Here is a 12,440-nt window from a genome sequence, read left to right as displayed (position 1 = left end):
ATCTTAAGTTAGTTTACCAGAATCTTAAAGTTTTTTTCAGACTTAAGTATTTTTACTCTGGGGAATTTTTGGAATCCAGTATTTTTAGGCTGGGAATGGGTCGCCCGGGATTCGAACCCGGAACTAATCGGTTAAAAGCCGAGTACTCTACCGTTGAGTTAGCGACCCTCTTGAAACTATGTTGTTCACACGATTTACTAATGTAGCATAGCCTTTTGGAAATAGGCAAGCCCTTCAATAAATATTTTTTAGGGGGGAGGTGCTATAGTGACCCCGAAAAATCTCTAAAAGCTGATCAAATAAGGGTTCTCCCTTGCGTGTGGTGAGGATAGCTTCGGCCAGGGCAAAAAAATCTGGGTTGGTTTGGCGATCGCTTTCTATGGTTTTACTGGCCGGATAGAACATCACATCATCAGTGCGCAGTTCATTCGTAATCCCAGTTTGCCACACCTGATCTTGACGTTGCCACGAAATAGAGCGTCCGCGCAAGGTCATCTGAAACCATTCGATAGTTTCACGCTGTAATTCAATAAAGAGATCAAAATAGGGTTCTCCCCCCTGATACCAGATGCGAACCCTGTGGGGATCCCCTTCAGTAGTCAGTAGTTTCTGATCAATACGTCGTAAGGAACGACCTAATAAGTTAATCTCGGCTTGCTCCATGCGGATCACAACGTCCACGCAGGACGGATGATGTCTGTAACCTTAGTTTTTCCTGACCACAATCGAGCCGGAGGAAAGGAACAAAAAGGCCTTGACAAGTCTTTATTCTATTGTGACACTCTCCCGACACGGACGGCAAGAGGAGGGTAGGATTGTAAGGAATCAGAAAATTCCCTAATCCCTGATACTTTAAGCCTAGACAAGCATTCATCGGGGTTGACCATGACCAAAAAAGCCGATATTGGCAGCAAACGACTGATTAGCCTTGCTCCAGAGGCTTGGGTGAATTGGGTGACACAACGCAACGACCTGACCGTTGAAGCCTTCCTCAGTTCAGAATTCCAATGGATTAGTCGGGAAAACGACGTTCTGCTGAAAGTTAATAGTCCAGACCACGGCCCATTCCTTGTGCTGACTGAACTTCAACTACGCCCGGATAGACAAATCCCCCTGAGAATACGAGCCTATACCGCCTTGGCAGAAGAGCGTTACAATTTGCCCGTTTATCCGGTCTTAATCAACATCTTGCCCCCTTCAGCGAACCCCAACATCCCCAACGCCTATCGTTCCCAATTCTTAGGGATTGAAGCGGTACAGAGTTATCGGGTGATTAATCTTTGGGAGGTCGATGTGGCGTTAGTGTTTCGTGAGGGTTTGTCCAGTCTACTGCCCTTCGTTCCCATTTTGCGGGGTGGGAATGAGCGAGAAGTGATTCAACAAGCCCTACAAGAATTAAGGGCAGAGGAAGACCTGCAAGAGTTAGAACCCCTACTGGCATTCTTTGCCTCCTTTGTCTTAAACTTGCAAGTAGTTCAAGACATTCTGAGGTGGGATATGGCTATTTTAAGAGAGTCGCCTTGGTATCAGGAAATTTTGAATGAAGGACTTCAACAAGGTCTACAGCAAGGTCTAGAACAAGGTCAATTCAGACTGGTATTCCGCCAAATCAACCGTCGTTTTGGAGAACTTCCCGCCCGTCAACGAGAGATTATTGAGGGCTTCTCAGAGTCTCAACTCGATGATTTACTCACTGTCTTACCCAGCTTAAACACTTTGGAAGAATTAGCGACTTGGTGTGCTAGTGAAGCTTCTCAGAATGAGAATCCTACTTAGTCCCTATCGCTTCTAAAAAAACGCAATTTCTCCGGCTTCTACTGATAAAATTTGAGAAGCTTGTAGCCATTGGGCATCAAAGGCTGTGATGTGAGTCGTCGTGATTAAAGTTTGAAAACGGTCTTGGATGGCTTCGAGGAGTTGGTTTTGTCGATGGGGATCTAATTCTGCTAATACATCATCCAATAACAATAAAGGGGGTTCTCCAATCACTTCCTCAATGAGTTGTAATTCCGCTAACTTGAGGGCTAATACAAGGGTGCGTTGTTGACCTTGAGAGCCGTAGGAACGGGCTAAGGTTTGGTTAATAGTGAACTCAATTTCATCTCGATGGGGACCGACTACGGTTTTGCCCTGAAAATATTCGGCTGTGCGACGTTGTTCTAGTTTATCTAGAAAGGCTTGTTGTACTTCTGTGGCTTCATCTTCTGTCCAAATAACATTGGGACGATAACAAATCGCGAGTTGCTCGGTTTCCCCACTAATACAAGAGTGCCAATTTTGGGCAATGGGGGTTAAACGTTGTAAGACCCGCGCCCGTCTGCGGGTGACTCGTGACCCGTGGGCCGCGAGTTGTGCGTCCCAGAGTGCCAATTGAGTCAATATCTGGGAAGTGGGAGCAGTGGGGGTCTGGGTGTGGTGGAGATCTCGGAGGTTCTTGAGGAGGGCGTTCCGTTGGCGCAGAATTTTGTTGTATTGCTGCAATATGTAGGCATAGACAGGTTCTAATTGAATCAAGAGGGAGTCTAACCAATTGCGACGGGCTTCTGGACTGCCGCGCACAAGATCGAGATCCAAACTGGAGAACTGAACGGCATTGAGAACGCCCAGAAAGTCGAGTTGACGGCGTAGGGTTTCGTGGTTGAGTTGGGCAGTGCGTCGGCCTTGTTTGCGTAGGGTTAGGGTTAAGTCAGCCGGGCCATACTGTCGTTCTACGAGGGCTTCAATTTGCCCGGTTTCGGCGGTTTCTAGGACTAAATCGCGATCGCGGCTCACCCGATGACTTTTCAAGGTCGCCAACAATTCCACGGCTTCGAGGAGGTTGGACTTCCCTTGAGCATTATTGCCCACCACAATGGTTTTCTGGGCATCAAACAGGACTTTTTGCTCTCGATAATTGCGAAAACCCTGTAAATGTAGCGATTTGAGATACATCGGGGCGGGGAGATTGACGGTAGATCATCCCCTAAAATAACACGACTCCCCTGAGTCAGGGCAAAACTATTGAGCAACTAAAGTAAAAAATTCGATATATTGTTATGCGATTAATTAATCAAAAATAATGAATTATAAAAAAATGGACGAATTATCTTTTTTGAAATAAAATGACCTTGCCCATGACGGAGAAATACACCCCCATCGTCTCAGTGGTTTCTGCCATCAGTAAGGGTGCAATTGCTCAGATTTTGGAGATATTGAACATGGCTCGCTCGTCATTGCTTAGGCTTTTGCGCAAAGCCTACCGATTACATTATGTCTCGCGGAAAACGGGGATTCCAGCAGATGAACTAATGGATCAGGCGAAGGAAAAAGCGCAAAATCGGGGAATTTCCCGACGGCGAATGTTGCAGGGGAGTTTGGCTATTGCGACTGCTATGGTAACGAGTACCGCTTGGCCAAGATCCTCCCGACCTGTCATTGCTCAACAGATGCGCCCTGTGTTAATTGTGGGGGCAGGAATGGCAGGTCTGATGGCGGCTTATCGTCTCCATGAGGCGGGAGTTCCTGTGGAAATTATGGAAGCGCGTAGCCGAATCGGGGGGCGGATGTATAGCCGTCGTCAAGCCCTGGGAAGTGAGGCCTCAATGGAAATTGGCGGGGAGTGGATTGACACCAATCACGTCGCTATCCGCAGTTTAGCCGAGGAACTGGAGTTAGAACTCGTAGACCTATTTGAAGTGGAAGCGGGACTAACCCCTCAAACCTACTTTTTCGGCGGTCGTAAGGTAAGTGAGGAGGAAGTCCTGCGGGATTTTGCCCCCATTGCTGCCCAAATTGAGGCTGATTTAGCCACAATTGAGGATTTTGAGGATTATACAACTCCTATCCCGGCTGCTGTGGCGCTGGATCAAATCTCTCTGGCCGATTATGTGGATAGTATCGAAGCCAGCGAGATGATCCGCAACTTGTTAAAAGTCTCTTACACGACCTTTGTGGGGTTGCCTGCGGAGGAGCAAAGTTGCCTAAATTTGCTCTATGTTGTCAGCACAGACCTAGATGAATTGGCACTTTATGGGGAGTCTGATGAGCGCTTTTATACCCGGGGAGGCAATGACCAAATGCCCCGGATGATTGCTGACCGCCTGCACAATTTTATTCAAACTGATACCATTTTGGAGTCGCTGCGGCAACGACCTGATGGCTGGTATCAAGCTAGTATGCGGTCTGGTCTGAGAACTTGGCAACGTTCCTATGAACGGGTGGTGTTAACGGTGCCGTTTAGTGTGTTGCGGGATGTGGAGTTAAATATTCCTTTACCGGAAGCCAAACGCTTGGCAATTAATGAGTTGGGCTATGGGACTAATAATAAGCTGGTGACGGCCTATGAGGAGAAAATTTGGCGCGATCGCTATCAAGCCACCGGATTAACCTTTAGCGACCTCCCCTACCAAGAAACCCGGGAAGCCAGTTCTACCCGTTTTACACCGGGTCCTAGTTTTCTCGTTCACTATATGGGGGGTCGTCTGGGAGTAGATTTTGAACGGTTAACAACACCAGAGGCAGTGAACCGCGTTCTTCCCCAATTTGAGCGAGTGTTTCCTGGCCTGCGCCAAGTTCATATTCCGGGCAAAACCGCCCGCACCGCTTGGGTCGGTGATCCCTTCAGTCGTGGTTCTTACAGTTGCTATAAAGTGGGGCAAATCACCCAAATGTACGGTGTGGAAGGGGAGCGTGTGGGCAATCTCTTCTTTGCTGGAGAACATACCTCCCTCGAATTTCAGGGTTACATGGAGGGGGCTTGTGAAACTGGAGAGGCTGCCGCTTTAGCGATTATTGAGGATTTAGGACTCCTAGAGGAAGCCGCTCGTTTGCGTCAGCGTCGCTCCCACCAACTCGCCGCTCGGACTTATCCCCGTCGCGCTCAGTATCCTTTCCGACGACGGGCAATAGTTTAATAGGGAATAGGGGGGAAGATGATCTAGGAGGGATTACAAGACGAAGAAAATCAGGCTTTTGATCCTCTCGATAATTACACCTTGTTAGGATTAGCGATCGCAACCAGTATTGATGCTTTAGCCGCAGGGGTGAGTTTCTCGGTGTTACAAGTCGCCCTCGCCCCCGTCATTACCATTATTGGCATGACCACCTTTTCCCTCTGTTGTTGTGGGGTGGTCGTGGGTCATCGTTGCGGGGACTTCTTCGGCAGTAAAGTTGAGATTCTCGGCGGATTGATCTTGTTAGGGATTGGATGCAAAATGTTAATCGAAATCATCACCTAGTGACCAACACAATGGCTCAACAAGACTCTGGTCATCTGGCATCCTCTCGGGATCTGCAACGGGGGACGGGGAATTCCGCAACATTTTGTTAAACTAAGGATTTAGCTCTTTCATCCCGCACAAAATAAACACTATGCCATCTAGTATCTTACTCCTGACCAAAGAATTACCGAGTTTAGACTATACTGCTACCCCGGAACGCTTTGATATCACTTGGGAATCCCCACTCTCCACACTCTTGGGCTTAGGACGTGCAGCAGGAGCGGATTTTATTGAATTTTTCCTAGAACGGGTCAACTATATCAGTTGTCTCGCGGAAGAAGATACCATCACCAGTATCACCCCACGCCTCTCCACCGGGGCCGGAGTGCGAGTTTTCCGGGGGATGGGGGACTGTTACGTTAGCACGAATGATCTCTCATTCCAAGGGCTAAAAGGAGCTTTAGAGAAAGCGCTAGCTATCTTAGGATTAACCTTACCCGCCCCGAATTCCTACGTTCCCGAAGTGTATTTAGAACTCCTGCGGGATTATGGCACAGTGAAAGAAAAAGAACGCTGGCTGGGTGAATGTAGTTCCATGCAGGAAATGGGGGAGATTTTACTAGCTGCCAATGACCAATTAAAGCAGAATGCCTCCCATGTACAATCCCGACGGGCTGTTTATTTCCGAGACTGGCAAGAAGTGCTGGTAGCGGCCAGTGATGGCACCTTTGCCCGGGATATTCGCTTAACTCAATCGGTGGGCTACAATTTGCTCTGTGCCGATGGAGATAATCGGAGTTCTAATAGTGTCCGGGATGGAAATACCAGTGATCCCGATTTCCTGCGCAATTGGGACTATACCACCACGGCCGCTAACTTGGGAGAATCGGCCGGAAAAATGCTCTATGCCGACTATGTGGAGTCGGGAGACTATCCAATTATTATGGCCAATCATTTTGGGGGAGTAATCTTCCATGAAGCTTGTGGCCATCTGTTGGAAACCACCCAAATTGAACGGAAAACGACACCGTTTATCGACAAAAAAGGGGAAAAAATTGCCCACGAAAATCTGACCGCTTGGGATGAAGGGCGCTCCGATGATGCCTTTGGCACCATTGACATGGATGATGAAGGAATGCCTACCCAGCGCACATTATTGATTGAGAATGGGGTATTGAAAAACTTTTTGAGCGATCGCGCCGGATCTCTGCGAACAGGTCATCCTCGCACAGGAAGCGGTCGCCGTCAAAGTTTCGCCTATGCGGCCGCCTCTCGGATGCGCAATACTTACATCGCCCCCGGAGACTATAGCCTTGAGGATTTATTTAACTCCGTGGAAAAAGGGATTTACTGTAAAAAAATGGGCGGCGGGAGTGTTGGCGCAACGGGAGAATTTAATTTTGGGGTGGAAGAAGCCTATTTAATCGAAAATGGCAAAATAACAAAACCTCTCAAAGGTGCAATTCTGATTGGAGAAGCCAAGGAAATTATGAATAAAATTTCCATGTGTTCCAATGATTTAAGCCTTGCTCCGGGCTTCTGTGGTTCAATTAGTGGCAGTATTTACGTCACCGTGGGTCAACCTCATTTAAAAGTGGATTCTATCACCGTTGGCGGTCGATAAATTGCTGTTACTGTCCCCCAGGCAGGTTTCAATAAGCCGGGAATCTTTTTAAAACATTTCCCGTTATGATTCTCTGATTTAAATTCCCTCAATCTTTTAAAATTGAGGGAATAAAATACAGAGCAATCTACTCCTAAAAAATGAAACTCTCTTACTACGAAGAGAGTCTGTTTTATCCCTCAATTTAATCATGGCAAACGTTCAAGAACTATCCAATTACACCCGAGAAATCGCCCAGCGTTTAGGTATTCACAAATATGATATTTATGGGTCTTCGACTGATTCTACAAGTGTCCAAGTAGATCAGGGTGAACCCAAACAGGTTAAGGCTTCTAACCGTTCCAGTATTGTGGTGCGGGTGTGGAATGATCAGCAAACAATGGGCGTAACCTCTACAACCGATGTCGATCCTAAAGGGATTGAATTAGCCTTAAAAACCGCCCAAGAAGCGAGTTATTTTGGGGTGAAGGAAAACATCCCGGATTTTAGTCCAGAATCTACCCATCCCGTGGTGGAAATTGAGCCACAAACGGCATCCCCCGCAGAGGTTCCGGTGTTAATTGAAACCCTAATTCAAGCCGAAAAAGAATTGATGGCGGCTCATCCAGCTATTACCAGCGTTCCCTACAATGGACTCTCCCAACAGGATTTAGATCATTTTTATCTCAATAGTGCGGGGGCAGTGCGCTATGAACGTCATAATACTACGTCGATGTATTTATACAGTAAGACAGAAGAAAATGGCAAAAAACCCCGTAGTGCTGGAAGTTTTCGCCTGAGTAACGGTTTAAATCAATTAGATGTTCAAGGCTGTATTCAAGAAGCGGCGGAAAAAACCATTAGCCATTTAAACTATCAAAAGGTGAAAACGGGCAAGTATCGGGTTGTCTTTTCGGCTGAAGCATTTCTTCAGTTATTGTCGGCGTTTTCTAATCTGTTTAATGCTCAAAGTATTCTCGATCAACAAAGTCTGTCTACGCCGGATTCTCTGGGTCATGCGATCGCCTCTCCCCTGCTTTCAGTCTGTGATGATGCCTTACACCCCCAAAATGTCGGCAAGGAAACCTTTGATGGAGAAGGCACTCCCACCCGTCGCACCCCAATTATTACCGATGGCATCCTGACCAGTTTTTTACATAGTGCTGGCACGGCAAAACGTCTCAACGCCCAACCCACCGGAAACGCCAATATCGGCGCGAAAGTCACTGTTAGCCCTCACTTTTATCATGTCTTCCCCGGACAGCCTGCCCAAGAGGTATTAAGCCTTGCCGAGGCCGAAAATGTGATCTGGATTGATGATTTACAAGCTCTCCATGCCGGAGCAAATGCGTTACAGGGATCTTTTTCCCTACCCTTTGATGGCTGGTTAGTAAACAAGGGAGAGCGCATTAGTATTGATTCAGCCACTGTGGCCGGAGATTTCCGGGAGGTGTTGAAGTCGATTATTTATGTGGAATCGGAGTTAGAGTTAACGCCAGGTGGGGTATGTCCTCGGATTTGGGTGGATCAATTGTCTATTACTGGGGAGACTTAACTTGTCAAGATTAGTCCGGTGCTGTATCCCTAGGGTCAGCGTCGGGAGGATGTCACGCAGACCAGAAAAAACCAAATGAACACTCCGCCACCTGCGTTCTGCGAGGTGGCGGAGTGCTGGAGATCACTCAAAAGGCATCACACCTTATTTTCTAGACGTTGCTCTAGGCGTTCTTCTGCTCCACTTCTGCCACCATCAAGATGGTTTGCAGCACAGAGTCAGGATTCAAACTCATGGAGTCAATGCCTAATTCCACTAAGAACTGAGCGAATTCAGGATAGTCACTGGGCGCTTGACCACAAATCCCGATCTTACGACCTTTAGCTTTTGCGGTTTCAATGGCCATTTTCACCATCCGTTTCACACCGTCGTTCCGTTCGTCGAACAGGTGAGCCACTAAAGCGGAGTCACGGTCTAACCCTAACGTTAATTGGGTTAAGTCATTAGAACCGATGGAGAAACCATCAAACACTTCTGAGAATTGGTCGGCCAAAATCACGTTACTGGGCAGTTCACACATCACATAAACTTGTAAACCGTTTACGCCCCGTTCCAGACCTTGTTTAGCCATTTCTTCTAATACCCGTTTGCCTTCTTCAGGAGTCCGGCAGAAGGGAACCATCGGCACAACGTTGGTCAGACCCATTTCGTCGCGCACCCGTTTGAAGGCTTTACATTCTAAAGCGTAAGCTTCAGCATAGTTGGGGTCATAGTAGCGGGAAGCACCACGCCAGCCAATCATCGGGTTTTCTTCTTTCGGTTCAAACTGACGACCGCCGAGTAAGTTCGCGTACTCATTGGATTTGAAGTCAGACATCCGCACGATAACGGGTTTGGGATAGAAGGCGGCGGCAATCATCGCAATCCCGCGAGCCAGTTTGTCGACGAAGAATTCCGGTTTGTCATCATAGCCTTTTGTCAACTCGACGATTTCCGCTTTCACGTTTTCATCTTCGAGTTCGTCGTATTTCAACAAGGCCATCGGGTGAGCTTTGATGTGGTTGGCAATGATGAACTCTAAACGAGCTAAACCAACACCATCGGCAGGAATCCCTGCTAAGGAGAACGCTTGTTCTGGATTACCAATGTTCATCAAGATTTGAGTCTTGGTGCGAGGCAGGTTATCCAGTTGGGTTTCTTTCAATTCGTAAGGTAATAAACCTTCGTAGATGTGACCTTCGTCCCCTTCAGAACAACAAACGGTAACATCTTGTCCGGTGGCGATTTTTTCGGTGGCATCACCACAACCTACAATGGCAGGAATCCCCATTTCACGAGCAATAATGGCCGCGTGGCAAGTCCGCCCCCCTTGGTTGGTGACGATGGCACTGGCTTGTTTCATGATGGGTTCCCAGTCGGGGTCTGTGCGGTTGGTAATCAGCACTTCGCCGGGTTTGAACTGGGTGATGTTGCTCACGTTATGGATAACTTGAGCTTTCCCTTGACCGATGGCTGCGCCAACACTGCGACCTGTGACCAGAACCTTGCTGTGTTCTTTCAGTTCATAGCTCACTAAAACGTTGGCGGATTTTTGGGATTGAACGGTTTCAGGGCGGGCTTGAACGATGAACAGTTCTCCGGTAATCCCGTCTTTCGCCCACTCAATGTCCATTGGGGTGAATTGACCGCGTACTTCGGAGTAGTGTTCTTCAATTTGAACAGCCCATTTTGCCAGTTGCAGAATTTCATCGTCGCTGATGCAATATTTCTGCCGTTCAGTCAGGGGAACTTCAACGTTTTTGGTCAGTTTGGAACCGCCGACATCGTAAACCATTTTGATGGCTTTTTCGCCGAGGCGTTTTTCTAAGATCGGACGGCAACCATCTTTCAGGGTGGGCTTGAATACATAGTATTCATCGGGGTTGACGGCACCTTGTACCACGTTTTCCCCTAAACCATAGGCGGCGGTGATTAACGCGGCATTTTTGAACCCGGTTTCGGTGTCGATGGAGAACATAACCCCAGAGGTGGAGAGGTCAGAACGTACCATTTTTTGGACACCAACGGAGAGGGCAACGGAGAAGTGATCAAATCCGTTGTGTTCCCGGTAGGAAATAGCGCGGTCGGTGAACAGGGAGGCGAAGCATTTATGACAAGATTCTAAAACGCCTTTTACCCCTTGTACGTTCAGATAGGTTTCTTGTTGTCCGGCAAAACTGGCTTCGGGTAAGTCTTCGGCGGTGGCGCTGGAACGAACGGCTACGTCGGTGTCTTTGCTTTGTTCTTCACAAAGTTGACGGGCTTCGGGGTCGCTGAAACGATCACACAGTTCTGAGCTTGCACCGTAGCGTTCACAAAGCCGTTTGTAAGCGGAGGCGATCGCCATTTGCAGGTCTTGGGGGAAGGGGGTGTTTAAGACCAACGCCCGCGCTTGTTTACCCCGTTCTTGTAGGTTTTGAACGTTGTTAACATCCAAATCACTGAATAATTCCCGTAATTTGGCTTCTAGACCAGCTTCTTTGACGAAGTAGCGGAACGCATAAGCGGTTGTGGCAAAACCGGTTGGAACATTCACTCCTTTGGGTTGTAATAATTGGATCATTTCACCCAATGAGGAGTTTTTCCCGCCTACTAGACCGACATCATGGGTGCCTACTTCTTCAAACCAAAGAATTAAAGCTTTTTCTTTAGAGGCATCACTGGTTCGGTCAAGGCTTGTGCTAACCATAAATCTCGCTCCTGTGTATTTCAGTACGTTAAGAAACAATGCAAAGCCTAAAGTTTCCTAGCGAGTCCCAGAGATTGGCTTTAAACCGACTGGGGATCATTGATTTTGTCCCCTCGGTATGAGATAATCTTCTGGACTAGCTTTTTGATTGTGAACGATCTGGAGTGAGTATTTCGGAATCCACCAGATTATTTAAGGATTAATACTCATTACCAAACCAAAACATAATCACACTCAACTTAAATGTCACAACTTAAATGTCACACTGAAACTTAGAATAGGAAACCGGACTTAACTTGATTCAACTCTCTTTAAGCTGCAACTTAAAGCTTGAGTTAACTTAGGTTAAGTTTTTTGATCAGATTGCCGCAAAAAACAGTCATTTTTAAGGTCAATGTACTCTATCCACCTTGGATTTTTTGCTAAGTTTAAGTGCCTGACATTAACTTGAGGTTAAGCAAGAAGAGGGTGCTATTCAATCGTTTGGGAGCCTTAGAGGGCTGCTTGAACCGATTTTGATTCGGCAGCAATCGGCGGTATGCCTTACCTCTAGGGAGTTTCCGGGGTCACTCCTCTGGGTCGAGGGTAGTTTTGAATCACGCCTTTTCTTGGCTTACTTCTTCATTGTAAGACTTGGTTTTTGAAGCGTGGGAGTTCTTTTGGATTTATTTACTTTCACTTGCTGTTTTGCGAAGCTTTGTAAAAAAATATACCCGAATGTTACAAAGATGATAGGAACGGGGGGATTTAGGGGTGAATTTGGCTGAGGATGTAACGTAAATTGTCGTAATCGTCTTTGAGGAGTTGACTGAGGGCGCGTCCGGCTTTGACGAGCCAAGGGCGATCGCATTGACGCAGTTGATAAATCTGGCGGAGGCAGGCGGCGACGAGGGCTTCAACGGGAACGTTTTTGACTTGGAGGAGGGTGCGCAGGAAGTCTAGGTTTTCGGTGAAGGCGATGATTTCGGGGCGATCGCACTGGTACACGCCTTGATGAATTTGGGGAGGGCGAGGGGGTAAATACTGGAACATAGCCCCCTGTGCGCTAGATGGGCCGTTATTCCCCCCAGAGGGCGTTTCAAAGCCAACTAGGGCGGCGCGAAACTCGGTTTTGAGCATGGCAAAGATTTGAGGCTGTTCGGATCGTAATTCTTCTAAGGATAGCCCTAACGCTCGCGCCCGGTGAACGGAATCAATGGGGGAAGTGGTGGCATAGGTGACAATCCCAAAGATTTTATTCCCGGATTCTTCGTCCCAGGCCTTGACCCAACTGCCAAAGGGCGGCATGAGGGGAAAGTTTAATTCTTCGGGGTCTAAACATTGCGCCAGAAACTCGGTTGTTGTGGTTTCGATGACTTCGGCAATATGTTCAGGGGGCCGATTGTCGGTGGCAAATTGGGGGAGGGGAACACGCAT

Annotated in this window: 8 protein-coding genes, 1 tRNA gene and 1 pseudogene; 5 read left to right on the top strand and 5 right to left on the bottom strand. The window is 47.6% G+C overall.

The window, feature by feature from the left end; genetic code table 11:
• Positions 1-96: 96 nt before the first annotated feature.
• Positions 97-168 (bottom strand) — tRNA-Lys (locus SPI9445_RS0123545).
• 66 nt (positions 169-234) lie between these two features.
• Positions 235-681, bottom strand: coding sequence for a hypothetical protein (locus SPI9445_RS0123540; RefSeq protein WP_017307260.1), 447 nt, complete (start codon positions 679-681; stop codon positions 235-237).
• A gap of 204 nt (positions 682-885) precedes the next feature.
• Here SPI9445_RS0123540 and SPI9445_RS0123535 point away from each other — a divergent pair, with 204 nt between their 5' ends.
• Positions 886-1,776, top strand: a complete 891-nt coding sequence (locus SPI9445_RS0123535) for a DUF4351 domain-containing protein (RefSeq protein ID WP_017307259.1) — start codon at positions 886-888, stop codon at positions 1,774-1,776.
• A 12-nt stretch (positions 1,777-1,788) separates the two neighbouring features.
• On the opposite strand, the gene recF is transcribed toward SPI9445_RS0123535, so the two are convergent.
• A complete protein-coding gene (gene recF / locus SPI9445_RS0123530) occupies positions 1,789-2,931 on the bottom strand; it encodes a DNA replication/repair protein RecF (RefSeq protein ID WP_017307258.1) in 1,143 nt (380 codons plus the stop codon).
• Between the two features lie 170 nt (positions 2,932-3,101).
• Here recF and SPI9445_RS0123525 point away from each other — a divergent pair, with 170 nt between their 5' ends.
• The 4 genes and pseudogenes from SPI9445_RS0123525 (at position 3,102) to SPI9445_RS0123510 (ending at position 8,356) form a co-directional block, all read left to right on the top strand.
• Positions 3,102-4,892, top strand: a complete 1,791-nt coding sequence (locus SPI9445_RS0123525) for a flavin monoamine oxidase family protein (protein WP_086010362.1) — start codon at positions 3,102-3,104, stop codon at positions 4,890-4,892.
• Positions 4,893-4,898: 6 nt separating this feature from the next.
• Positions 4,899-5,216: pseudogene (locus SPI9445_RS27160) on the top strand (manganese efflux pump MntP); the annotation flags it as partial.
• A gap of 133 nt (positions 5,217-5,349) precedes the next feature.
• Complete coding sequence (locus SPI9445_RS0123515) at positions 5,350-6,822, top strand: TldD/PmbA family protein (protein WP_017307255.1); 1,473 nt, start codon at positions 5,350-5,352, stop codon at positions 6,820-6,822.
• A 190-nt stretch (positions 6,823-7,012) separates the two neighbouring features.
• The gene (locus tag SPI9445_RS0123510) at positions 7,013-8,356 is read left to right on the top strand and encodes a TldD/PmbA family protein (RefSeq protein WP_017307254.1); all 1,344 of its coding nucleotides are present in this window, start codon (positions 7,013-7,015) and stop codon (positions 8,354-8,356) included.
• A 163-nt stretch (positions 8,357-8,519) separates the two neighbouring features.
• Here the strand turns inward: SPI9445_RS0123510 and ppsA are convergent, their stop codons facing one another.
• Together ppsA and SPI9445_RS0123500 are read right to left on the bottom strand one after the other, a co-directional pair.
• Positions 8,520-11,024, bottom strand: a complete 2,505-nt coding sequence (gene ppsA / locus SPI9445_RS0123505) for a phosphoenolpyruvate synthase (protein ID WP_017307253.1) — start codon at positions 11,022-11,024, stop codon at positions 8,520-8,522.
• 747 nt (positions 11,025-11,771) lie between these two features.
• Positions 11,772-12,440 (bottom strand): HAS-barrel domain-containing protein, encoded by a 669-nt coding sequence (locus tag SPI9445_RS0123500; RefSeq protein ID WP_017307252.1) that lies wholly within the window; start codon positions 12,438-12,440, stop codon positions 11,772-11,774.

It is taken from the genome of Spirulina subsalsa PCC 9445 (assembly GCF_000314005.1).
GTDB lineage: Bacteria > Cyanobacteriota > Cyanobacteriia > Cyanobacteriales > Spirulinaceae > Spirulina_A > Spirulina_A subsalsa.
This window is presented reverse-complemented; position numbering and strand designations above follow the sequence as displayed.

Excerpts from the sequence above, each read along its gene's own strand:
- SPI9445_RS0123535 (WP_017307259.1), top strand. The coding sequence starts at position 886 with ATGACCAAAAAAGCCGATATTGGCAGCAAACGACTGATTAGCCTTGCT.
- recF (WP_017307258.1), bottom strand. The coding sequence starts at position 2,931 with ATGTATCTCAAATCGCTACATTTACAGGGTTTTCGCAATTATCGAGAG.
- SPI9445_RS0123525 (WP_086010362.1), top strand. The coding sequence starts at position 3,102 with ATGACCTTGCCCATGACGGAGAAATACACCCCCATCGTCTCAGTGGTT.
- SPI9445_RS0123515 (WP_017307255.1), top strand. The coding sequence starts at position 5,350 with ATGCCATCTAGTATCTTACTCCTGACCAAAGAATTACCGAGTTTAGAC.
- SPI9445_RS0123510 (WP_017307254.1), top strand. The coding sequence starts at position 7,013 with ATGGCAAACGTTCAAGAACTATCCAATTACACCCGAGAAATCGCCCAG.
- ppsA (WP_017307253.1), bottom strand. The coding sequence starts at position 11,024 with ATGGTTAGCACAAGCCTTGACCGAACCAGTGATGCCTCTAAAGAAAAA.
- SPI9445_RS0123500 (WP_017307252.1), bottom strand. The coding sequence starts at position 12,440 with ATGCGTGTTCCCCTCCCCCAATTTGCCACCGACAATCGGCCCCCTGAA.